This is a genomic window from Mucilaginibacter kameinonensis (genome assembly GCF_003675385.1).
Taxonomy (GTDB): domain Bacteria; phylum Bacteroidota; class Bacteroidia; order Sphingobacteriales; family Sphingobacteriaceae; genus Mucilaginibacter; species Mucilaginibacter kameinonensis.
Window position 1 is genome coordinate 962,870 of record NZ_RCWZ01000003.1, and the last position, 23,973, is coordinate 986,842.

Consider the following 23,973-nt stretch of genomic DNA (forward strand, 5'->3'; position numbering starts at 1 on the left):
ACTATACCGGGAGATACCCGCAAAGTATCTCCCGTAAAACCATAAAACCTAAAAAAGGATATGAAAAAAATATTTACCACGCTCCTGGCATTTGGTGGCATCGCGCTGCTGATGCTGGCGTCATGTAAAAAGGATGAAACAAAGGTTGTAGCAAACGTGGGCAAAGTGGGCGCCCTATCTTCAACAACAACTTCACCGGCATTATCAAAACCAAATGCAAATAATGATGCTGTTACCTTTAGCTGGGCAGCAACTCCTGTTACGGGGTATAATGCACCAGTCACCTACACTTTACAATTGGATGTAAAGGGCGATAATTTTAAAAACACCAGGGAAGTAAGCACAGACAAGCTTACCCAAACACTTAAGGTAGGTGTGCTTAATGATATGTTAACCGCGCTGAAGTTATCTTATAACGATCCCTCGCAGGTTGAGGTACGCATTAAATCATCGGCCGCTCCAAACCTGGCAGCTACCTATTCAAATGTTATTACATTAACCGTACTGCCATACCAGGGCACAGGTTACATTTATGTACCGGGTGCTTACCAGGGATGGGATCCGGCCACTGCCGATAGTCTTATTTCGCCCAATAACGATGGCGTATATGACGGTTATATTGGTTTTCCTGCAGGCAAGCTTGAGTTTAAACTTACTCCTAAAAAGAGCTGGGATGGTGCATACGGCGACGCAGGCAGCGGAAAAATAAACACTGCCGGAGGTAACATTTCAGTACCGGCTCCAGGCTATTATGCACTGCACGCAGTTATTGACCAAAGCGATAAAACCAAAGGTACATTTACAGCTACTCCTGTATTCTGGAGCGTTATTGGTGATGCTACTCCGGGTGGCTGGAGTACCGATACCGACATGCTTTATGATGCTACTACTAAAACATGGAGCGTTACCGTTGCTTTAATTGCCGGTAAAGACATGAAGTTTAGGTTTAACCACAACTGGGATGTAAACTTAGGTGGCACTCCTGCTACGCTTACACAAGGTGGGGGTAATTATACCATAACAACCGGCGGTACATACAAAATAGTATTGAACACCGTAGCCAATACATTCACCATTACCAAGCTTTAGGCACAAACTTCACAGTTGATTGATATATATATATGGCCCCGCACGGTGAAAACCTGCGGGGCTTTTTTGACCGTTGATTTTTTTGATGAATGATTACGCTGATTTCGTTGATTGGGAAATTGCATCAATAAAGCGAAATACGACTCAACGAAATCAGCGTAATCAACTTTTAAAGTAAAAAGTCAGCGGTCAAAAAAAGCGATGAGGTCATCCCCCATCGCTTTTCTATTTAATATGATATTTTCCATGAACTATGATCCATCAACGATGAACCAAATTCTTAACGGCTTGCTATGTCAGCATATTCCCTGTCGGTAGCGCCAACATAAATCTGGCGTGGGCGACCGATAGGTTCTTTGTTTTCTTTCATTTCTTTCCACTGGGCTATCCATCCCGGTAAACGACCAAGGGCAAACAGTACAGTGAACATATCTGTTGGGAAGCCTAACGCACGGTAAATGATGCCTGAATAAAAATCAACGTTAGGATAAAGCTTGCGCTCAACAAAGTATGGATCTTTCAAGGCAACTTCTTCCAGTTTCTTGGCTATCTCCAATACTTCATCATTGATACCCAACTTTTCTAAAATATCATCACATGCTTTTTTTATGATCTTAGCACGCGGATCAAAGTTTTTATAAACACGATGACCAAAGCCCATTAAACGGAAAGGATCGTTTTTATCTTTCGCTTTAGCTATCCATTTATCGGTATCACCGCCGTCTTCTTTAATTTTTTCCAGCATTTCAATTACAGCCTGGTTAGCACCGCCATGCAGCGGGCCCCAAAGTGCCGAAATACCGGCAGATACTGAAGCGTAGATATTTGAATCGGATGAACCTACAATACGTACTGTAGAAGCAGAACAGTTTTGCTCATGATCGGCATGTAAGATTAACAGCTTGTTCATGGCATCAATCACAACCGGATCGATAGTCACATCTTCGGTACGCTGACCAAAGGTCATGTACAGGAAGTTGGTAACGTAATCGTATTTATTTTGAGGATAAATAACCGGGTGTCCTAATGATTTTTTATAGATCCATGAAACCACGGTAGCCATTTTAGCAAGCATTTTAATAATGCTCTGGTTAAGCTCCTCGGTAGTTTGCGATGGTTTTAATGATTCAGGATAAAAAGCCGACAAAGCTGATACCAGTGATGACAACTGGCCCATTGGGTGAGATTTTGACGGGAACCCGTCAAAAAACTTCTTCATATCCTCGTGCACCAAGGTATGGCGGCTTAACTCGTACTGGAATGCTTTCAGCTGTTCGGCAGTTGGTAATTCACCATATATCAGCAAATAAGCAACTTCTATAAATGATGATTTTTCGGCCAGTTCTTCAATGGGGTAACCACGATATTTAAGAATTCCCTGTTCCCCGTCTAAAAAAGTAATGGCGCTTTTGGTAGCGCCTGTATTTTTGTACCCGATATCAAGTGTTACATAACCGGTTTGATCGCGAAGCTTAGAAATATCGATTGCCTTTTCACCTTCAGTGCCCTCAATTACAGGGAGCTCAAATGTTTTATCACCAATTTTTAGTTGTGCTGTTTCCGCCATAGAAATTTGTATCTGCAACAAATGTAAATAAATCTGCGTATTAATAACCGCTAATATAATTTACTGTTTGTAAAAATTTCGGGCAAATTTATTATTTTAACACCTGTATTATTGTTTATAAACGTTAATAATTGATTAAAAAATTACTCCAAAACATGTCGTTAAAAGGTAACTCATTGGTAATGATCCAAAACGAAGCTACCGTTTACCGGCTGTTGTTGATAGGTTTGTTTATTGCAAGTCCGTCTTTGCATTATCTCTGCTTCCAAAATTCTTATGATCCTTTTTGGCTTCGGGCAATAAATTGCTTTTTTTGTGCTGTAGCTTTATTTTTTTCCTTCATTAACAATGCAGCTTTTTATAAAGCAGCGATTGTAGCTACAGTATCATCCTTTCTGGTAATAAACAATTGTATTTTACTCAGCCAAAATGAGTTTGCACATGTATACCTGTTTAGCGCTATAACTACTTTCATTGCCCTAACCCTTTTCTGCAGAAAACGCAGGGAATTTATCATTATAAGCGAGGCCAACCTTGCCGCAATTGTGATTGCCTATTTTATGGCGACAAAGCCAGTTATATCGTCCACGGTACTTGTAGTGCTCATTCTTGTTTTTACGCTAATAGCTTACGTATCATTCCTGGTGGTGATGGCATATCAATACCAGCTAAAAAAAGCGGTTGATAACGTAATGGAGCTTAATAACAACCTGATGCAAAACGACGCCGAGCTTCGGGAACATCGTAAGCATCTGCATGCGCTTATCAATTCGCTTAATGATATCATCTTTGAGTTCGATGAAACCAAGATCTGCCGTAACGTTTGGTTTAATGAACTTACCGAGCGCGTAGTAGACCCGAGAGTGGCCATAGGTAAAACACTTGATATGGTTGTAGGGCCTCAAAAAGCCCATAAGTATGATATGGCCTTAAACTATGTCATGGCAAACCGTAAACCTACGTCAGTTGAGTTTCCATCAGATTATAATAGCGGCCACTGGTTTATAGCCAACTTTACCCCTGTTTTCGATAGTGATGGTACTTACACCGGCCGGATCTCAGCCTCGGTTGTTGACATTACCGAACAAAAAAAGTATGAGCTGGCTTTAAAGGAAAACGAAAGTTTACTACTGGAAGCCCAGGACATTGCCAAAATAGGTAACTGGTGGTATGATCACGAAAGCAAGGAAACCCATTGGTCGGCCAATTTGAACGATTTACTTGAAATTGAGGAGATCCCGGCAGGGATGAACCGCTTTCACTACTACATATCCCTTGTTCACCCCGACGACAGAGAGAATACCTTTCAGTATCTTAATGCTATCCGCAGCACCAGTCAAAACAAGTTTGAGCATAAATTCATTACCCCTGCGGGCAACTTAAAATACATCAGGATACAACGGGGCGAAAAGGAATTAAGATCAGGCACAGGCTCGGGAACCCGTACCTTTGGTATCATCCAGGATATAACTGAAGCCCGCCTGGCCGATAAGGCCGTAAAACTAAGTCAGCTTGAACTTATGGAAGCCCAGGCCATCGCGAAGATCGGTAACTGGAAATATGACGTATCTACGGGCAACTTGAGCTGGTCGGACGAGTTGAATAATATTTATGAGCTTGGACAGGATACTTCCCTTTTTCGCAAAACATTTGTAAACCTGTTGCTTAAATACGTGCATCCTAATGATAAACAGATCATCAGGAAGCTACTGCAAAGCGATGCCAACACCATGGATTCATCGCACGAATACCGTATCATAACCCCTCGAGGCAATTTAAAATACCTGAGCATTATTGCGGGCAAGCGCCTTTATAATGAGGACGGCAGCGTTCGTAAAATCATTGGCACGCTTCAGGATATCACCGAACGCAAGCAGGCCGAGCTCGATTTCAGAAGTGCCGAAAACAAATACAAATCTGTACTGGAAAAAATAAACATGATAGCTATTACCGTTGACGGCGACGGGACAATAACTTTCTGTAATAAATATTTAGCCAAACTTGTTGGCTACAAACAACAAGAACTAATAGGTATGAACTGGATGGACAACTTCATACCTGATGACTTGAAAGACTTTTTGAAGAGTTGGTTTGCCAACAACGCCATTTTACCTCATTTTATAAACCCTATCATCTGCCGGAACGGAGAACAACGGATCATCAGCTGGCAAAACACGGTTTTTTATGATGAGAATGGCAATATTAAAGAAACAACCAGCATTGGCGAGGATATCACCGATCAGCAAAAGGCACAGCAGGAGCTGATCTGGGCCAAAGAAATGGCCGAGAAATCATCCAAGTTTAAATCGGAGTTCCTATCTATCATGAGCCATGAGATCCGTACGCCAATGAACGCGGTTATTGGTTCAACCAACCTGCTGCTTGATCAGGATCCGCGGCCCGAACAGATGGAATACCTGAATACGCTTAAATTTTCGGGCGAAAACCTGCTGGCCATCATTAATGATATTTTAGATTACAATAAGATAGAAGCCGGCAAGCTTGAACTGAATAATTCAAGGTTCAACATTCACCAGTTAATCCGCAAGATCAAGCAATCATTTGAATCAAGAGCTGCAGAGAAAGCCTTAACGCTTGAATTGATAGCAGATAACACTATTCCCGGAGATTTAATGGGCGATGCCATGCGCCTAAGCCAGGTGCTCAACAATCTCATTAGTAATGCCATTAAGTTTACACATAACGGTAAAGTTACTATCCGGCTGGATAAAGATGTAACCACCGAAAACACCGTTACTATCAAATTTGCAGTTACAGATACCGGTATCGGCATTTCGCCAGAAAGTTTTAATATTGTTTTTGATCCTTTTATGCAGGACCAACAAGTAATCAATAACGACTATGGAGGCACCGGTTTAGGTTTAGCTATCACCAAGCGACTGATAGAACTGCACAACAGCACCATTGCTGTTTCCAGCGAATTGGGCAAAGGCACCACGTTTTGTTTTGCAATAAACTTTACCATCGCGCCAGCAGTTGCGGCTCCGAAACCTGAAGTTGCACCAGCGCCTGTTACAGATAATAACCTGCAGGGTATGAACATTTTAGTTGTAGACGACAATAAAATGAACCTGATGATAGCCGGTAGGTTCTTAAAACGCTGGAACGCGCAGGTGCAGGAAGCTTTAAACGGACAGATAGCCGTTGATATGGTTAACCACAACACATACGACCTGATCATTATGGATTTACAAATGCCGGTAATGAACGGATTTGAGGCCACAGCCATCATCAGGCAATCGCACCCGGATATACCAGTCATCGCACTCACTGCCGATGCCATGCCCGAAACTTATCAGCAAGCTCTTGAAGCCGGCATGTGCGATTATCTGACAAAACCTTTTGTTCCCGAAATATTGTACAGCAAGCTGGCAAAGCATATCAGACAATCAGCGTGATTTCGGATTTGGGATGTTCGATTTCGGGTTTATCTATTCGATCAACCCCATCAAAATAAAAAGCGACAGGCATCTCCTATCGCTTTAAAATATCATGAAATCCTTCAATCGTGAAAATCAGGGTTCAACTTAATTAATCTGCTCTTTAACCGATCCGCACTCTTTCATGTGTTCCGGAAAATATGGATTTACAATAGGCTTGGTTGATGAAAGCCAGTAACCGCCTTTGCCGCCATCGGCCATAGGGCAAAAATCCACATAAATTGGAGCCGATTTTAGTTTAGCTCCTTTTACCAGGGCGATCACATCTTTGCTTAATACCAAAAACGCGTCGCGCTGTGCTTTAATATCGGCAGCTGTTGTTATCTGATGGGCTACGGTAGCTGTTTCGGTGCAACCTTTAATGCCTGAAAGTTTACCTTCCAGATCGGTAGCAGCAGTTTTAATTCCCGCTACGTCCGATTTAATAAACTCATCTTTTAAAGCAATATAAGCATTCAAAACATCACTTGTGTTAGCGGTATCAGCGGCAACCTGTGTTTCAGCGGGTTTAGCAGCGTTGGTTGCGGTTGAATCTGCTTTAGTTGAGTCCTGTTGTTTGGCTGGCTGGTTACACGCGGTTGCGGCAGCCAAAGCCGCTAAAAGGCAAAATCCTTTAATTGTTTTCATATCAATGTTAGTTTGTACGGATGGCTTCTACCGGATCAAGCCTTGATGCTGAATAGGCAGGGATGATACCGGCTATTACACCTATAATAATTGAATAGCTTAAACCTCTTGAAATGTTAGCGGCATCAAGTATTACCTGTACATCTAACGCCGCCTTGACGGCAAACGTGCCGAGATATACGAAAAGCAACCCGATGATCCCCCCTACAAAACAAAGCAGTACCGACTCAATTAAGAACTGCAATAATATGAAATAGTTTTTAGCGCCTAATGATTTTTGTATGCCGATGATATTGGTACGTTCCTTTACCGACACGAACATGATATTAGCTATCCCGAAGCCACCTACCAGGATAGAAAAACCGCCGATAATAGCACCCGCTATATTAACAACCTTAAACAAGTCATCAAGTTGCTGGGTGATCATGGTGGTACGGTTCAACGAAAAATTATCATCCGCACCAGGCCTTAACCTCCTGATAGAACGCATCAAGCCTTTAATCTCGCTCTCAACATCATCGGTAGGAATTCCTTTCTTGCCGCGCACAATAATGGACGGCCCATATTTAGAACTTTGGATATCAATTAAGTTGCGGGCAAAGTTAAGAGGCAGTAACACCTCTTTATCTGTCGAGATACCCAGCATATCCTTACCCTGCTTTGAAAACACGCCCACAACGGTAACATAACGTCCCATTACTTTAATCTGCTTACCAACGGCGTCACCATCAGGGAAAAGGTTTTGTGCTATATCATACCCGATGTTGGTTATAGGTGCGCCGGTTTTTGATTCCATGTCGGTAAAGTACCTGCCGCTTTCAAAATCAAAATTCCAGGTTTTGTCGTGATCTGCTGACGCAGCATCAACCTGCGCGCCTTCGACTGTGTTACTTTTATATTTGATGGTACGGTTATCGATGTTTATTTCATAAGATAAAGCTTCGGCAGTGGTGATACGGCGCGAGAGTTCGTTAAAATCACGAAGATCAGACTCCGGCCTTTGCAGGTATTTCCACCAGGGGAAATCACTACCGCCTACCCAGGGCCATTTTTGTACGTATATACTATTGTTACCAAGTTTGTTAACACTGGTTTGCAGATTATTGCGCAGCGTATCAACTGCCGACTGAACAGCAATAATGGTAAATATACCAATGGTTACCCCCAGCAACGATAACAACGTACGTGTTTTGTTCTGCCGCAGGGCGTCGCCCGCAAACAAAAAACTTTCCCTTAAAAGTTTTAAAAAAAGCATATAACTTATTTTGATCTTACTTGTTAATCAACCTTTATTGCACGGTAAAAAAGCGCCTGGAGGTAATAAAATAGCCGGTGTTATTATTCCTAAAATGTTTAACAACCTGCTGATATTTTTTAGACAACAGCGGGTGATTTAAGTTACAGTATTTTTTAATTAATATAACAGTAGTGTAATTAAAACCCTTCTTAAAAAAATCTGTTAAATTAACAAAAAAATTTCGTACATTTGCGCCCTTGAAAATTCATAAAAACAAGCATGAAATTATCTCAATTTAAATTTAACTTACCTGAATCCCTTATCGCCCATACACCCTCTGCCACTCGCGATGAATCACGTTTAATGGTTTTACACAAAGATTCAGGCAAAATTGAGCATAAAATATTTAAAGACGTGCTGGATTACTTTCATGATAAGGATGTAATGATCCTTAATAACACCAAAGTTTTCCCTGCCCGTTTATATGGCAACAAAGAAAAAACTGGTGCCACTATCGAAGTATTTTTGCTTCGCGAACTGAACAAAGAATTGCGCTTATGGGATGTACTGGTTGATCCGGCCCGTAAAATACGCGTAGGTAATAAATTATATTTCGGCGACGACGATTTGCTGATTGCAGAGGTTGTGGATAACACTACTTCACGTGGCCGTACAATCCGTTTCCTGTTTGACGGTACCGACGAAGAATTCCGTCGTAACGTTGAAATTTTGGGCGAAACACCGCTTCCAAAATACATTAAACGTAAAGCTACTGCCGAAGATAAGGAGCGTTACCAAACCATTTTCGCTAAACACGAAGGTGCTGTTGCTGCCCCTACTGCTGGCTTACACTTCAGCCGTGAGCTAATGAAACGCCTTGAACTAAAAGGTGTTGATTTTGCCGAGGTTACATTACACGTTGGTTTAGGCACTTTCCGCCCGGTTGAGGTTGAGGATTTAACCAAACACAAAATGGATTCGGAGCAATTCATTATCGAGCAAAAACAAGCTGATATCGTAAACCGCGGTATTGAGCGTAAAGCGCGCATCTGTGCCGTTGGTACTACTTCAATGCGTACCATCGAATCGGCTGTATCTGCAAACAAAACCCTGAAAGCAGCTAACGACTGGACCAGCAAGTTTATATTCCCGCCATACGACTTTAGTATTGCAAACTCAATGATCACCAACTTCCACACCCCAGAGTCAACCTTGTTGATGATGATCGCGGCATTTGGTGGCTACGAAAACGTAATGAACGCTTACGAAATAGCAGTAAAAGAAAAATACCGCTTCTACAGCTACGGCGACGCGATGCTGATCATCTAATATTATTAGATGTGAGATATAAGATTTGAGATATGAGACTACGGTTTCATATCTCATTTTTTTTGTGGTAGTTTTGAACATGTACCATCATGTCACTGCGAGGAGCTTCCGGGATTGCGCAGAGAAGCGACGAAGCAATCGCACGCGTTTCTCCCGGGCTGCCCTGTATAGTGTGCGATTGCCACGCTATCGCTCGCAATGACATAGTGATCTCCAATTCTCAATAAAAGCAAATGGCTTCTAACCTCCAATCTCTAAATTCTAATCACCTTAATTACGTCATCATAGTAGCCGGCGGTTCGGGCAGCCGGATGCAATCGAACCTGCCTAAACAGTTTTTATTACTTAATGGCAAGCCTGTGCTAATGCACACAATTGAGGCCTTTGAGCAGTCAGCATTTAAGCCGGGCATTATATTGGTTTTACCCGAAGCCTATCATACTTATTGGCATCAGCTGATTGAGGAATATTCCTTTACCATCCCCCACCAGTTGGTTACCGGTGGCGAAACCCGCTTTCACTCCGTTAAGAAGGGACTTGATCTCATTACCGATACCGATGCCCTTGTAGCCGTACAGGATGCCGTACGCCCGCTTGTATCGCCAGCAATTATCGACGACGCCTATCGATGCGCCGCTGAGCACGGAACGGCCGTAGTAGCCGTTAAAAGCCGCGATTCGATACGACAGGTAAGAGATGGTAAATCGGTTAGTTTAATCAGGGACGAGATTTACCTGGTGCAAACGCCGCAAACCTTTAAAGCGTCACTGTTGAGAAAAGCCTACGAGCAGCCTTTCAATAGTACATTCACGGATGATGCCAGTGTTGTTGAACAATACGGCGCCGAAATAAAACTTACCGAGGGCGATCACAGTAATATCAAGATCACTTTCCCTGAAGATATTGCTATTGCCGAACTGTTACTAAACAAAAAGCCACAGCTATAACAGCCGTGGCTTTTTCTATTTGCAATACAAGGTTAAAATTGTTATGCCCGTCTGATCACACCTAAAAGCACTGATATGATTGCTATCACTAATAGTATGTGAATCAAACCACCTCCAAACGGGTGAATAAATGCTCCGAACAGCCATCCTATAACAAGGATAACAGCGATGATGTACAGTAAACCTCTCATTTTGTATGTTTTTTTAAGTGAATGTGAATTCACCTATACTAAAATCATTCCAAAAAGTAGTGGTTAACAAAAAAACCCTTATTGCTAAGGGTTTTATTATCGTGATTAATACTCGTCTTCGTTAAAAAAGAAGTCGTCTTTAGTCGGATAATCCGGCCAGATCTCTTCTATGTTTTCGTACGGTTCGCCATCATCTTCAAGTGCCTGAAGGTTTTCGATAACCTCAACAGGAGCGCCTGAACGGATAGCATAATCAATTAATTCGTCTTTTGTTGCGGGCCATGGTGCATCTTCCAGGTGCGATGCCAGTTCAAGTGTCCAATACATCGTTTTTATTTATATTTATAATTTTCAGTAAAATTTGCTTTTTCGCAAAAGTATAACATTTTCAAATTGAATATCAATATTTTTTTTCAATTTTTTAAATCCGTGGTATCCACTGATTTTCAGCTATTTTATCAACATTTGCAATTTTGCGGGCCAAAATGAACAGGTAGTCACTCAACCTGTTCAGATAAATATTCACTTTTTCATCAACTGTACTCTCTTCGGCAAGCTGAACGGTGATCCTTTCGGCACGGCGACAAACGCATCTTGCAATATGGCAAAATGAAATAACATTACTACCACCGGGCAAAATAAAATGTTTTAGCGGCGGCAGTTTTTCGTTCATGTTATCTATCTCCGTTTCCAATGCTTCCACATCGCTCAGGTACAAGTCCGGAATAACCATTTTTGAGCGCTCCGGATCTGCCGCCAGTGATGATCCAATAGTAAACAATCTGTCCTGTATCTGCTTCAATACCTCCTTATCATGCGCATCAATATCCTGATCGCGAATTAACCCTATGTACGAGTTTAGCTCGTCAACGGTTCCATAACTTTCAATCCGGATATGATGCTTGGGCACACGGGTACCACCAATCAATGAGGTAAACCCCTTATCGCCCGTTTTAGTATATATTTTCATGCTTAATTTAACAATTAAACCACAACAATCTGGTTACAAAAAACAGCTATGCTGGCTATCAGCAAATTAAATAAAGCCTGCAAAATCTTTTTTTCATGATTACTGTTATTCCAAAGCTATCATCTTAAAATTTGTATTTCATAGCAATTAGCATATTTTTTGCTAATGAAGTGTAATTTTTAAAATGTTAGCTTAAACTTGCATTAGTAACATCATCTAACATACTTAGTGTTAAACCCATGAAATCAATCATATTATCATCTAAGCTTCTTTGCCTTTCCCTTGTAATCCTGCTTTCAACCGGTTTTAGCTGCGGCGGAAACAGTAAAAGTAGCAGTGGCAGCGACAGTAATAAGGCGGTGTCAGATAAACCAGCTCGTCCTAAAGTAAGTATGGCCAGTTTACTGAGCGAAAAACAATTCAATGATCTATTTCCGCAGCGCGATAAATTTTACACCTACGCTTCCTTTATTAAAGCAGCCGATGAGCTGGGCATGATCAAAGTAAAAGTAACCCGCCGGGCAACATCTGTTTACCAGTTGGTACGTACCGATAAAAAAACAAACAAAAGCACCGTTGTACGCCAGGATGTTGACTGGAACGAGGAATGGGCTAAGGCTAAACCCGATAGCACCTACACCATTGATTACGGTAATTTCTGTACCGAATACAGCGCCGATGTAAATAAAAAAGAACTCGCGGCCTTTTTCGCACACATTGCCCATGAAACCCGCCACGGCATGAATGCCTCTTATACTGACGGTTTGATGCTGATCCACGAAAGTAATACCAGTCTCCCCTACATTGCCGAAAATGATGAATATCCACCTGTTGCCGGTAAAAAATACTATGGCCGCGGACCAATGCAGTTAAGCTACAATGGCAACTACGGCTATGCATCTGATTGTATTTTAGGCGATGATAAGATACTACTTCAAAACCCCGAACTGGTGGAAACCGATCCGATAATGGCTTTTAAAACCGCTATTTATTTCTGGATGACCCCTCAAACCCATAAACCATCGGCACATGATGTTATGACCGGCAAGTGGCAACCTAATGCAGAAGATAAGGCCGCTGGCCGTACACCAGGCTTTGGCATGACTATCAACATCGTAAACGGCGACGTTGAATGTAATAAAGGCGAAAATATGTACAACATGAACGACAGGATTGGCTTTTACCAGTTTTTTCTGAAAAAGATGGGCGTTAACGATCCAAATTGTGTTTGTTCATGTGGAAAAATGAAGCCATATCCAAACTAATCACTTTTTGAATTTTGTTGCGAAAAAGTTATTATTGTGTTAATCATTAACACTAAACTTTATAAAAGTGTCAGCTTCTCTTGATACAACACAAATTGCAACACCGGTAACGGATATAAATGCTATACTTGAAACGCTTCAGCAAAGGTTCAGGATTGAGCAAACCGGACATATCGATTTTCATTTAGAACAGTTCAGCGTATTTAAAAATTACAGCGATGTAAGCCTGAGCGGCTCATACGCTGTAAAAAATAAAAACAACGATAGTTACATACTTTTTACGGAGGCCACACCTAAACATGCCGACCACGGTAAAGCTATCACTACCGAACATCACGTTTGGGCGCTGGCCTACTTAAAACACGATTTTGGAAAGGTACTCATCAGGCGCGAAACGCTTGTTGACAAAATTAAAGAACTCATCCACCCCGTTGAGCTTGATTTTGCCGAAGACAAGGCATTCAGCGATACGTTTTACATGTTGGTAAGCGACCGTCAAAAAGCAGCATCCGGAGCCGATCGTAATTTTCGGAATGTGGTAATGGATATCCGTTTGGATGATTTTGTGATTGAGATAGTTGAACATACCCTTATCATAGGCAACACCCAAGCCAGAAACGCCGAAAAAGCTATGCACCTGGCGGAGTTTGTTTCAAGGTTGTGTACTACCTGCGATTAAAGCAGCTATGAACTTATTCACCCTTATATTGGCTACTGCCATCAATACTAACCTTTATTCAAAAGCTGATACTATTGATTATTGGCATGTAAAATACAACGATAAAACAATAGCAGAATATACCGCCTTTGACAAGGCGCCGATTACTATCAAGAAGCAAGACATAAAAGACTCTGATATATTGACAGTTGAATACGGCAACGACACTCCTTGTTATGATGGTAACAAGGGGTTATATATTTTAAGTGGTAATGGAAAAAAGATCTTCTTAACTACTGTAGGAGCAACCGAACCGTTAAAAGTTTACTTAAATTATGTCATAGCGACTAAGAGTTATTATCATCTTAAGAATCTTGTTTTTTATTATTTCGATTGCCGAAGAAATAATTTGATATTCCACTTAAAAATTGAATAAGCATAAAGTAGAGACGCATCACATGCATCTCTCTGCAATAACATATCTACCGACATACTCATAGACGCATGTGATGCGTCTCTACGGCTATTATTTCAACACTGCCGGTAAAATATAATCGTGCATCATTTTATCAACCTGCGGATGCGCGTAAGGTGTATTGTAGGCCTCGGCAGTTATGATAACCACCAGCGGCTGATCGGTAAAAACAAAGATTTTGTTGCCGCCGTTACCTGAGCAATAATAAGTTTCGTATGCTTTATTGTTTACCGTATAAGTTTTATTCCAGAAGAGATAGCCGTAAAAGCCCTCGCCTACCACATCTTTAGGCAAAGTGAGGTGTTTGGTAAATGAGTCTTTCACCCAACTTTGGGGTAAAACCTGTTTACCGTTCCATAATCCACCGTTTTTATACAACTGACCAAATCTGGCGTAATCAAGCGAACGCATTTGCAGCCCACCAGCGGTATTGGGGACATTTTTCGGCGTGTATTGCCAACGATAATTTGTTATGCCCAGAGGCTTAAAAAGCTTGTCGGCCGAATATTTATCCAATCCGCCAGGTACCGATTTATTGAGGATATCGCCTAATACAACCACGCCAGCTGTAAAATAATTCCATTGTTTGCCCGCGGCTTTGCTGCTGTCGATCTTAAGGTCGAGGGCAAATTTCACCCAATCGTCTGTAGGATACATATTTTCTTCGTTTCCCGGCGAATCGCTCTTATCATCATCGGCATCAAAAACCGAACTCATGATAAGCAGGCTCTTGAGCGTTACGTTATCTTTTTGAGCCGAATAATTGTTGAATTTCTTCAAATTATAAAACTCTTTTAGAGTTTGATCAACGCTTTTAATATAGCCATCATGAATAGCTATGCCCATTACAGCCGATGCAAAAGTTTTACCTACCGAACGGGGATTGTGTAATGAATCGCGCGCGCTACCGTTAAAATATTCCTCTATAAGTAATTTGCCGTTTTTGATCACAACCACACTGGTGATCTGCTTAAACCTGTTGCCCGCAATCATGGCGTTCATATCCATGATCTTCTTTTTACCGAAAGCCTCATTTGATACCGGCCAGCCACTGCCTGGCTTTATAGACTGCAGTTGGGCATCCTTCGGATCAATTGCCGGTACTGTAAAATTTATACCGCCCTGTGCTATCAGCTCGCCAACTTTTAAATCGGGCACCGCAACATAAGGCCGCACCTCTATTTTAAGCTGATGTGTGCCCGTTGTAAACGCGTCATCTCCGCCATGGTTCATGAACCGCCCCCATAAAGAACGTCCCCATGAATCCTCGCCACGATTGCTGATGAGCGGAACAAAAATCGTGGTCTTCGTATTTTTCACAATGGGCAGGTTGGCTCCCTTATGCAGATTTTCCTGATAAACCTGCCTGCCATCTACATAAAAAGTAAACTGAAAATTGCCCTGGTTCAGTTGCTCAATACTTGTCGATGGTTGTAAGGCATGCTGATAATTGGTTAGCGAATTGGCCAGCAAAAGCCGCATATATAAATTATTGGCAGGCCTGGCCTGATAGTTTGTTAACAGATCGGTTGCTTTCAACCCTTCAAGCGGAATAGTATCTGCCTCAAAAACCACTTTACCTATATTGGCTTTTTGTAGGGCCGATGTAATTAGCTCCGGTTGGGTGATATTGCCGGCTTGCGCAAATATTTTGCAGGTTGTATAAATTATGATAAAGAGTGAGAGTAGATAACGTTTCATTTTTATTTGTTTAGATTTTACAAATCTGCCACAATCAACACATTAAAAATAGAACAGGATTAACATACCCTCAATAAAAGCTTGCGATATGCAGATGGATTACTCCCGCCAAATTCCTTGAAACAACGCAAAAAGTGGCTTTGGTCGGCAAATCCACAGGTAAATGCTATGTCTGTTAAAGTCAATTCCTCGTTGGCCAATAGCGCGAACGATTTTTCAACCCGGAGCTTACGAATATATTCGCCCATAGTACAGTTGAAATACTTTGAAAAATCGCGCGATAAATGAACCGGATGTAAGTTTAACAAACCCGAAAGTTCGGTAAGCGTGTGTTTTCGGATAGGATCATCGGCAAGGATCTCTTTCAACTTGCCAACCCATGCAGGAACAAGGCGTGATGAACTCATGTTGCTCTGCTCCATTTTATGGAGCGTTTGCAGTAATAACGACTCAACTGCAATAGCGGTCAGCTCATCACCAATCTTTGATTCTTTAAAGATGCGGTATAAAAGAAATTTAACATCAGGATCATGAACGGCAAAGCTGCCTTCCAGTTTATCTTGCTTAAGCTCCAGACTGTCAAACCAGTGTTTTTGTAATTCGATATGAAAGCCACGGGTAAAGCCTTTAGGTTTAATATTATAATGAGGATCATGCCAGTTATGGAACAATAAGCTCCCCGCCAGGCAATGATAAACTTCCTTTTTATTACCCTCAATTACATTGCCGGCCAAGATAAAAGTGAAGTAGGCATTTTCATGATAATGCCAGTCTACCTTATCAAGGGTATATTCGGTATCAGTAATGGTGATACCCTGTAAATGAGTTGTCTGATTGGTTTGTCCGTAAAAGCTGCCAGTTTGTAATTGTTTCACGGTGCATGGAGCGTAAATGATTTTTTTGTCCCAACTCCCATAACTCCCCCTTTATGGGGCCGGGGGCTAAACCTCCTCTACCCTGCGGTCAACAGTCTGAACGTTGGTATTAACGTAGTCATTCTCAATCAATCCGTCACGCATACGTACTATGCGGTGGGCATGCAGGGCAATGTCTTCTTCGTGCGTTACCAGGATAATGGTGTTGCCTTTTGCGTGGATATCTTCAATAAGGCCCATGATCTCGATAGAAGTTTTGGTATCAAGGTTACCTGTCGGCTCATCGGCCAGGATAATAGACGGATCGTTAATAAGCGCCCTTGCCACGGCAACACGCTGCCTTTGTCCACCCGAAAGCTCGTTTGGTTTGTGATCCATACGATGGCCGAGCCCTACGTTCTTCAACGCGTTGCCGGCACGTTCCATACGTTTCTCTTTACTAATACCGGCGTAGATTAGTGGCAAGGCCACATTATCCAATGCTGTATTACGCGGTAAAAGGTTAAATGTCTGAAATACGAATCCAATCTCCGAATTACGAACCTCGGCAAGCTGGCTATCGGTCATGTGGCTTACATCTATCCCGTTAAGAATATACTGCCCTTTGGTTGGTGTATCCAGGCAACCTAAAATATTCATGAGGGTTGATTTACCCGAACCGGATGGCCCCATCAAAGCAACAAATTCGCCTTTGTTAATAGAAAGCGAAACAGATTTCAGCGCGTGGATCACCTCGGCACCTATTACGTATTTACGCCCGATATCATTTATTGTTATTAACGGTTTGGCAGTATTTGTTGGCTCCATGAATTATTTTTTGTTTGGACTGCACATGGGTACCTAATGTTACAGCTTTAAAGTCGAAAGTCTTAAGTTTTTAGTCAAAAGTTATTTTTTATTACCAGACTTAAGACTCCCGGCTTAAAACTTCGAACTTACTTTTCAATCACTTTGGCTACTAAAAAGTAGTCTTCATCATGTTTAGGGGCATTTTTCAGGGCTTCATCGTGTGTAATTTGTTGTTTTACCACATCCTCGCGCAGCACGTTGGCACCGGTTGTCATGTAAACCAATGGCTCAACACCTGTTGTATCTACCTCGTTTAGTTTAGCCATAAAATCAAGGATTTTGCTCATATCTTTCATGGTATCCTCTACTTCGGCTTCGGTAAGTTCAAGGCGGGCCAGGTGGGCTACTTTTTCAACGGTTTCTTTATCAATGGTCATGCCTGTTGTAATTTTTGTTTTATAATAGCGTAAACCCCATAGCGCAAAGCGTTGGCATCATCTAAAGTTAAATGGGCCGTTTCAATGGGTTTATGCACAAATATATTACAAATTCCCGGTCTGCTACCATATAATTGATTAAGCAAAAGTAGAAACAGTGCCTTCAAATCTTAAATCATCATTCATGACATCAAATACCCTATCGCGTAAGGCATCAGCATCATCAATATTCATATGAGCGGTTTCGATAGGTTTATGGACTTTAAATTTACACAACCCTGGCCTACTGCCGTGTTTGGTACCTGTATCCCAAAGTATTTGCCATGTATTTGCGGATGCTACCGGGATGATGGGTATTTTTAATTCAATAGCCAACCTGAAAGGTCCGTTTTTAAACGATCCCAGTTGCGGCGGATAATGGTCAGAGATACCTCCTTCAGGAAAAATAATAAGCGATATACCTTCCTGCAATTTCTCGGATGCCTTTTTAAATGCACGAAACGATGACATTTTGCTGTCGCGGTTAACCGGAATATCTACGGTGCGAAAAAAAAGACCAGTTACAAGTCCGTCTTCAAGCTCTTGCTTCCCCATAAAACAGCAATTGCTTTTAACCAGTATACACATGGCCGAAATATCAAGGTTGGAAGTATGATTGGGGCAAATGATGTATGGCTTGCTCCAGTCTATCGGCTGCTCATACTCAAAGCGGTAAAAAATGCCCACAAAAGCCGAACTAACTAATCCCCAGATCCTTCTAAATGAATTAAGTGTACTATAGCGTTCGGGTTTACGCGAAAAATAATAAAAAAAAGGCCACAGTATAAAGTAACCAAGGGCTACACTTATAACGTAAAGGTATACGTGCACTTTTCTCAATATCATTTTCATCATCACCAAAAATAGAAAAATTCCTTACTTTCGCCACACTATGGAGACTGTTGTTAGTGGTATCCGATCGACCGGAAACTTACACTTAGGAAATTATTACGGAGCGTTGCAAAACTTTATAAAAATGCAGCATGAATACAACTGCTTTTTCTTTATTGCCGACCTCCACTCGTTAACTACACACCCCACACCTGCCAATTTACACGGCAATGTAAAACAGGTGCTGATAGAATATTTAGCCGCCGGTATCGATCCGGAGAAGGCTACTATTTATGTACAATCGGATGTTCCGGAAGTTACAGAATTATACCTGTACCTGAACATGAACGCCTATATGGGCGAGTTGGAACGCGCTACATCTTTTAAAGATAAAGTTCGCGCTAATCCCGAAAACGTAAATGCCGGCCTGTTAACCTACCCCGTATTAATGGCTGCCGATATTATTATCCATAAAGCCACTAAAGTTCCTGTTGGCAAAGACCAGGAACAGCACCTTGAAATGGCCCGTACTTTTGGTAACCGCTTTAACAGGTTATACAACAACGATTACTTCCCCGAACCTTATGCCTTTAGCTTTGGCGAAAGTTTGGTAAAAATACCAGGCCTGGATGGTAAAGGAAAAATGGGTAAATCTGAAGGTGAAGGCAACGCCATCTTTTTAGGTGATACGCCTGAGGCTATCCGTAAAAAGGTAATGCGCGCAGTAACTGACAGCGGCCCAACCGTTGAAAACCAACAAAAACCACAGGAGATCCAAAACCTGTTCGATTTGATGAAAGTGGTATCAACACCTGATACGCTTGCTCATTTTGACGAACTATATAACAAAATGGCTATCCGTTATGGCGATCTGAAAAAACAGCTTGCCGAAGATATGGTATTGGCTACAGCCCCTATCCGCGACAGGATCAATGCTATTGCTGCCGATACTGATTACCTGCGTAAGGTAGCAGAAATGGGTGCAGATAAAGCCCGCGAAAGCGCTTCAAAAACAATAAGAGAAGTTAGAGAGATCATCGGCTTCAGGAAATTTTAAACAGCGGGTTTTGATAGTTCATAGTTCATAGTGTATATTAGTCGGAGTTCATCTTAAAACAGCGGGTGTTCTTCGTTAAAAACATCAGCTATGAACCATGAACTATAACCCATGAACTAAAGAATATGCACTTAGCTATTGTAGGAAATATAGGCGCCGGCAAAACCACCCTTACCGAAATGCTGGCCAAAAATTACGGGTGGGACCCATTGTACGAAGCCGTAGACAATAATCCCTACCTTGAAGATTTTTACAGCGATATGAAACGCTGGAGCTTTAACCTGCAGATCTACTTCCTGAACAGCCGTTACCGCCAGATCATCGATATTCAGAAAGGCGGACAAAACATCATCCAGGACCGTACTATTTATGAAGATGCCTACATTTTTGCAGAAAACCTGCATGACATGGGCCTGATGACCACCCGCGACTACGAAAACTACGAGTCAATTTTTCAGAATATAACCGAGTTCATTAAACCGCCTGATCTGTTGGTTTACCTTAAAGCTTCCGTGCCTACCCTGGTAAGCAATATCCAGCGCCGTGGCCGTGAATATGAGATAGGTATCCGTTTAGATTATCTTTCAAAACTGAACGAAAAGTATGATAAATGGATCAACAACTATAAACTTGGCAAGTTACTGATCCTGGATAAAGACAACCTTGATTTTGCCAACAATACCGAGGATATGGCCACCATTGTGAACCTGATTGAAAGGGAAATTAACGGACTGTTTTAGACTCACGCAATGAAAATCTTAGGCATTATCCCAGCCCGTTACGCGTCATCACGTTTTCCCGGTAAACCATTGGTTGATATCGGCGGTAAAACCATGATCCAACGTGTGTACGGGCAGGCTAAAAAATGCCGGAGCCTGAGCGAGGTTATTGTCGCCACCGATGACGACCGGATTTTTAAACATGTTACCGGTTTTGGCGGTGTAGCTGTAATGACGGGTTCAAACCACCAAAGTGGCACCGACCGCTGCGCCGAAGTTGCCCGCTTACATCTGGGATATGATGTGATCATCAATATTCAGGGCGATGAACCTTTTATCGACCCTGAACAGATTGTCAAATTAACCAACTGTTTTAATGATGCGGACACCCAGTTGGCTACTCTTGTAAAAAGGATCTTTACCGAGCAGGAACTGCATAATACCAATTCGCCAAAAGTGGTTATCAATAAACTATCTGAGGCTATTTATTTCTCCCGCGCTACACTTCCCCACATTCGCGGTCAGGAACCCGAAAACTGGCTCGAATTTCATGTTTTTTATAAACACATTGGCATTTACGGTTACCGCGCCGATGTTTTGCAGCAAATTACCCTGCTGCCTGTATCTCCGCTTGAAAAAGCCGAAAGCCTGGAACAACTTCGCTGGATTGACAACGGCTACCGCATTAAAGTTGCCGAAACCGAACTGGAAACCCATGCCGTTGATGTTCCGGAAGACCTGGAAAAGTTGAAGTTTGATATATAAATACGGCGAAAACAACGTTCGCATTTCCTGCAATAACCTTCCTTGCTACTCACCCGTATAAAAGTGGAATGCATTAAATTAACAGCCAGTTTGAACTATTGAAACACGGCTCTACTATTAAAAAGTAAATAATTTATACCAACGACAAACCGTTTAATACTTTCGTATTTTAACCAATTATCGCGATGTAAATTATATAACTTTATATAGCAAGGCTCTGCTATTAACCTAAAAACCATTATGAAAATAAGGCAGCATCATTTTGTAAACAAAGGCTGGGTAAATTATTTTGCCGATCCGGAATTTAGCGCCGAAAAATGTCAGCTGGTACTTGCTTTTGGGGCACCGCAACTTATTACCGATCCCGGAATTTACGATTATCTTAAATCAGGTTATCCAAATGCTAATATTGTGTTCGCCTCCACATCCGGCGAGATCATAGGTAGCGCTGTGTTTGATGATAGCATCGTGGTAACTGCCGTAGAACTGGAGAAATCAACCATTAGCTGTACAGCTACTCATGTAAATGAACAGACTAACAGCTCTGAAACCGGAGCTTTCCTGATGTCGCAGCTGGATAAAAAAGGATTAAACTGTGTATTCATCATATCCGACGGTACTTTTATAAATGGCAGCGAACTGGTAGACGGCTTTAATCGTGATAATCCTGGTAAAGTTCCTGTAACGGGCGGCCTGGCCGGTGATGCGGCGCGGTTCAGCAGCACATTTACCAGTCTTAATGCTATTCCGGCCCGGGGTAATGTCATAGCTATAGGTTTTTATGGCGATAATTTGCACATCAATCATGGATCATGCGGTGGCTGGGAAGAATTTGGCCCGCAGCGCACTATTACCAGATCAGACAAAAACGTACTTTTTGAGATAGACGGCAAAAGCGCTCTCGACCTTTATAAAGAATACTTAGGTGAATACGCCAAAGAACTCCCCGGCTCAGCCCTGTTATTCCCCTTATCTTTAAGCATTGAAGGCTCAGATAAAAAACTGGTGCGTACCATATTGAACGTTAATGAAGACGAGAAATCAATGACCTTTGCAGGCAACTTGCCCGAAGACAGTAAAGTACGCCTGATGAAGGCCAACTTTGAAAAATTGATTGATGCCTCATCATCTGCCGCTACCGATTCAATAATAGGGCCGGAAGAGGCTGATCTGGCTATACTGGTAAGTTGTGTTGGTCGCAAACTGGTACTAAATGATCGTACCGACGAAGAGTTAATAGCTGCAAAAAATATTTTCGGTGATAAAACATCCATGGCAGGATTTTACTCGTATGGAGAGTTGTCGCCCCTCAATAAAGGGTCAAACTGCGAGCTGCATAACCAAACCATGACTATCACAACTTTCACCGAACGTTAATTTATGGATTACCACCATTTATTAGATAAGCAGATAAAAAAGATGCTCCCGGCCCAATACCTGGAAGATGAAACCATTTTGCAGTTTTTAAGCGCCATAAATAACAGTTTCAAAAACTTCGATAAATCCATAAAACTGGCAGATCATGCTTTCAATGTAAGCGAGCGTGAATATGTAGCCGTTACAGATAACCTGAAACTGCAAAACGAGATCAAGCAGCGCTCAATCTCCCAGCTAAAAGAAGCCATCAAAGCGCTTAATCCAGATACCGAGCTGAACATCTCTGATTCGGACGATGATCTGATCCATATCATCAGCTTTTTACATGAACGCATAGCCAAGGCTAAAGAGCTGGAAGTTGCCCTGATCCATTCAAAAGAGCTTGCTGAAAAAGCGGCCATGGCCAAAGCGCAGTTCCTGAGTATCATGAGCCACGAGATTCGTACACCAATGAACGCGGTTATCGGTTTTACGCACCTGCTTATACACCAGGACCCTAAGCCCGAGCAAATGGAATTTCTGAACTTCCTCAAGTTCTCGGCAGAAAACCTGTTGGTGCTTATTAACGATATATTGGATTTCAGCAAGATAGAAGCCGGCAGGGTTGAATTTGAAAGCGTTGATTTCAGTCTTACTGATCTGATCAAAAATATCAGACTTGCCTTGCTGCAAAAGGCCAACGAAAAAAACATCCAGATAAAACTAATGATGGATCAGGACCTGCCTAATGCCATTATTGGCGATCCGGTACGCCTGGGCCAGATCCTCACCAACCTGATGAGCAATGCCGTTAAATTTACGCATAAAGGAAAAGTAACCGTAACCGCAACCCTTGCAAATAGCACTAATAATTCATCAACCATCGAATTTGAAATAGCCGATACCGGCATTGGCATAACGCCCGATAAAATTGACCATATTTTTGAAAGCTTTAGCCAGGCCAGTTCAGATACCACCCGTAAATACGGTGGTACAGGTTTGGGCTTAACCATCACCAAACGCTTATTGCAGCTACTTGGTAGTGATATTACTGTTGAAAGCGAATATGGCAAGGGCTCGGTATTTAATTTCAGTCTTACCTTTAAAAACAGCCGGAAACAACTGGCAAGCACAGCTGATAGCGACGAGTTTTATCGATTGAAAAGCCTTAAAGGAACTAAGCTGTTAATTGCCGAGGATAACCAGATCAACGTAATACTGGCCAAGCAGTTCATGAAACAATGGGAGGTTGAGTGCGATGTGGCCGAAAACGGTGAAATAGCCTTAATGCTGGTGAAAACCCATGACTACGACATGATATTGATGGACCTGCAAATGCCCGAAATGGACGGTTATCAAACTACCCGCGCCATACGTGAGTTGCCGGGCGATAAATATAAAAACCTGCCCATCATTGCGCTAACCGCATCTGCCATGCTTGATATCCAGGATATGGCCTTTACCGTTGGCATGAATGACTATGTGAGCAAACCTTTTAACCCCAATGAACTGCACCGGAAAATAGACCTGTACAGCAGGCAAAATGAAAGTGTATAGAACGCTCCTCATTAAAGGAACACCATCACAC

Annotated in this window: 23 protein-coding genes; 12 read left to right on the forward strand and 11 right to left on the reverse strand. The window is 42.0% G+C overall.

All coding sequences use genetic code 11. From position 1 onward, the window contains the following. The first annotated feature begins 60 nt into the window (after nucleotides 1-60). Nucleotides 61-1,089 (forward strand): SusE domain-containing protein, encoded by a 1,029-nt coding sequence (locus tag EAH55_RS17140; protein ID WP_121810709.1) that lies wholly within the window; start codon nucleotides 61-63, stop codon nucleotides 1,087-1,089. Between the two features lie 280 nt (nucleotides 1,090-1,369). On the opposite strand, the gene EAH55_RS17145 is transcribed toward EAH55_RS17140, so the two are convergent. Then, nucleotides 1,370-2,656 carry a citrate synthase gene (locus EAH55_RS17145; protein WP_112574042.1) on the reverse strand — a complete coding sequence of 429 codons (1,287 nt, stop codon included), beginning with the start codon at nucleotides 2,654-2,656 and terminating at the stop codon, nucleotides 1,370-1,372. Nucleotides 2,657-2,811: 155 nt separating this feature from the next. Here EAH55_RS17145 and EAH55_RS17150 point away from each other — a divergent pair, with 155 nt between their 5' ends. Further along, the gene (locus tag EAH55_RS17150; RefSeq protein WP_121810710.1) at nucleotides 2,812-6,075 is read left to right on the forward strand and encodes a PAS domain-containing hybrid sensor histidine kinase/response regulator; all 3,264 of its coding nucleotides are present in this window, start codon (nucleotides 2,812-2,814) and stop codon (nucleotides 6,073-6,075) included. Nucleotides 6,076-6,204: 129 nt separating this feature from the next. Here the strand turns inward: EAH55_RS17150 and EAH55_RS17155 are convergent, their stop codons facing one another. Together EAH55_RS17155 and EAH55_RS17160 are read right to left on the reverse strand one after the other, a co-directional pair. Next, nucleotides 6,205-6,744: a DUF3347 domain-containing protein gene (locus EAH55_RS17155; protein WP_121810711.1), complete on the reverse strand. Its 540-nt coding sequence runs from the start codon at nucleotides 6,742-6,744 to the stop codon at nucleotides 6,205-6,207. A gap of 7 nt (nucleotides 6,745-6,751) precedes the next feature. Then, the gene (locus EAH55_RS17160) at nucleotides 6,752-7,999 is read right to left on the reverse strand and encodes an ABC transporter permease (protein WP_112574045.1); all 1,248 of its coding nucleotides are present in this window, start codon (nucleotides 7,997-7,999) and stop codon (nucleotides 6,752-6,754) included. Nucleotides 8,000-8,260: 261 nt separating this feature from the next. On the opposite strand from EAH55_RS17160, the gene queA reads away from it, so the two are divergent. After that, nucleotides 8,261-9,310 (forward strand): tRNA preQ1(34) S-adenosylmethionine ribosyltransferase-isomerase QueA, encoded by a 1,050-nt coding sequence (gene queA, locus EAH55_RS17165; RefSeq protein WP_091211398.1) that lies wholly within the window; start codon nucleotides 8,261-8,263, stop codon nucleotides 9,308-9,310. Nucleotides 9,311-9,543: 233 nt separating this feature from the next. Next, nucleotides 9,544-10,257 (forward strand): 2-C-methyl-D-erythritol 4-phosphate cytidylyltransferase, encoded by a 714-nt coding sequence (locus EAH55_RS17170; RefSeq protein ID WP_121810712.1) that lies wholly within the window; start codon nucleotides 9,544-9,546, stop codon nucleotides 10,255-10,257. 41 nt (nucleotides 10,258-10,298) lie between these two features. On the opposite strand, the gene EAH55_RS17175 is transcribed toward EAH55_RS17170, so the two are convergent. From EAH55_RS17175 to EAH55_RS17185, 3 genes are all read right to left on the reverse strand, one after another. After that, on the reverse strand, nucleotides 10,299-10,448 hold the full coding sequence (locus EAH55_RS17175; protein ID WP_112574048.1) for a lmo0937 family membrane protein: 150 nt from the start codon (nucleotides 10,446-10,448) through the stop codon (nucleotides 10,299-10,301). A 105-nt stretch (nucleotides 10,449-10,553) separates the two neighbouring features. Next, nucleotides 10,554-10,775: a DUF2795 domain-containing protein gene (locus EAH55_RS17180; protein ID WP_002996718.1), complete on the reverse strand. Its 222-nt coding sequence runs from the start codon at nucleotides 10,773-10,775 to the stop codon at nucleotides 10,554-10,556. 94 nt (nucleotides 10,776-10,869) lie between these two features. Continuing rightward, nucleotides 10,870-11,418 carry a cob(I)yrinic acid a,c-diamide adenosyltransferase gene (locus EAH55_RS17185; protein ID WP_121810713.1) on the reverse strand — a complete coding sequence of 183 codons (549 nt, stop codon included), beginning with the start codon at nucleotides 11,416-11,418 and terminating at the stop codon, nucleotides 10,870-10,872. Nucleotides 11,419-11,657: 239 nt separating this feature from the next. On the opposite strand from EAH55_RS17185, the gene EAH55_RS17190 reads away from it, so the two are divergent. From EAH55_RS17190 to EAH55_RS17200, 3 genes are all read left to right on the forward strand, one after another. After that, nucleotides 11,658-12,683: a chitinase gene (locus EAH55_RS17190; protein ID WP_121810714.1), complete on the forward strand. Its 1,026-nt coding sequence runs from the start codon at nucleotides 11,658-11,660 to the stop codon at nucleotides 12,681-12,683. A 67-nt stretch (nucleotides 12,684-12,750) separates the two neighbouring features. Next, nucleotides 12,751-13,362, forward strand: a complete 612-nt coding sequence (locus EAH55_RS17195) for a hypothetical protein (protein WP_121810715.1) — start codon at nucleotides 12,751-12,753, stop codon at nucleotides 13,360-13,362. A 7-nt stretch (nucleotides 13,363-13,369) separates the two neighbouring features. Then, entirely contained in the window at nucleotides 13,370-13,777 is a 408-nt protein-coding gene (locus EAH55_RS17200) for a hypothetical protein (RefSeq protein WP_121810716.1), read from the forward strand. A gap of 90 nt (nucleotides 13,778-13,867) precedes the next feature. On the opposite strand, the gene EAH55_RS17205 is transcribed toward EAH55_RS17200, so the two are convergent. From EAH55_RS17205 to EAH55_RS17225, 5 genes are all read right to left on the reverse strand, one after another. After that, nucleotides 13,868-15,517 carry a serine hydrolase domain-containing protein gene (locus tag EAH55_RS17205; RefSeq protein ID WP_121810717.1) on the reverse strand — a complete coding sequence of 550 codons (1,650 nt, stop codon included), beginning with the start codon at nucleotides 15,515-15,517 and terminating at the stop codon, nucleotides 13,868-13,870. Between the two features lie 59 nt (nucleotides 15,518-15,576). After that, nucleotides 15,577-16,392 carry a helix-turn-helix domain-containing protein gene (locus EAH55_RS17210; protein WP_121810718.1) on the reverse strand — a complete coding sequence of 272 codons (816 nt, stop codon included), beginning with the start codon at nucleotides 16,390-16,392 and terminating at the stop codon, nucleotides 15,577-15,579. 66 nt (nucleotides 16,393-16,458) lie between these two features. After that, nucleotides 16,459-17,199 carry an ABC transporter ATP-binding protein gene (locus tag EAH55_RS17215; RefSeq protein WP_114940269.1) on the reverse strand — a complete coding sequence of 247 codons (741 nt, stop codon included), beginning with the start codon at nucleotides 17,197-17,199 and terminating at the stop codon, nucleotides 16,459-16,461. Nucleotides 17,200-17,327: 128 nt separating this feature from the next. Further along, nucleotides 17,328-17,618 carry an Asp-tRNA(Asn)/Glu-tRNA(Gln) amidotransferase subunit GatC gene (gene gatC, locus EAH55_RS17220; protein WP_121810719.1) on the reverse strand — a complete coding sequence of 97 codons (291 nt, stop codon included), beginning with the start codon at nucleotides 17,616-17,618 and terminating at the stop codon, nucleotides 17,328-17,330. A 138-nt stretch (nucleotides 17,619-17,756) separates the two neighbouring features. Continuing rightward, nucleotides 17,757-18,512, reverse strand: coding sequence for a lysophospholipid acyltransferase family protein (locus tag EAH55_RS17225; RefSeq protein WP_317127580.1), 756 nt, complete (start codon nucleotides 18,510-18,512; stop codon nucleotides 17,757-17,759). A 37-nt stretch (nucleotides 18,513-18,549) separates the two neighbouring features. Between EAH55_RS17225 and trpS the strand changes: the two genes are divergently transcribed. From trpS to EAH55_RS17250, 5 genes are all read left to right on the forward strand, one after another. Continuing rightward, a complete protein-coding gene (gene trpS, locus EAH55_RS17230; protein ID WP_121810721.1) occupies nucleotides 18,550-19,545 on the forward strand; it encodes a tryptophan--tRNA ligase in 996 nt (331 codons plus the stop codon). A 125-nt stretch (nucleotides 19,546-19,670) separates the two neighbouring features. Continuing rightward, complete coding sequence (locus tag EAH55_RS17235) at nucleotides 19,671-20,285, forward strand: deoxynucleoside kinase (RefSeq protein ID WP_112574059.1); 615 nt, start codon at nucleotides 19,671-19,673, stop codon at nucleotides 20,283-20,285. 9 nt (nucleotides 20,286-20,294) lie between these two features. Further along, a complete protein-coding gene (kdsB, locus tag EAH55_RS17240) occupies nucleotides 20,295-21,029 on the forward strand; it encodes a 3-deoxy-manno-octulosonate cytidylyltransferase (protein WP_121810722.1) in 735 nt (244 codons plus the stop codon). A 240-nt stretch (nucleotides 21,030-21,269) separates the two neighbouring features. After that, on the forward strand, nucleotides 21,270-22,406 hold the full coding sequence (locus tag EAH55_RS17245; protein WP_121810723.1) for an FIST signal transduction protein: 1,137 nt from the start codon (nucleotides 21,270-21,272) through the stop codon (nucleotides 22,404-22,406). Nucleotides 22,407-22,409: 3 nt separating this feature from the next. Beyond that, complete coding sequence (locus EAH55_RS17250; protein ID WP_121810724.1) at nucleotides 22,410-23,942, forward strand: ATP-binding protein; 1,533 nt, start codon at nucleotides 22,410-22,412, stop codon at nucleotides 23,940-23,942. Nucleotides 23,943-23,973 lie beyond the last annotated feature (31 nt).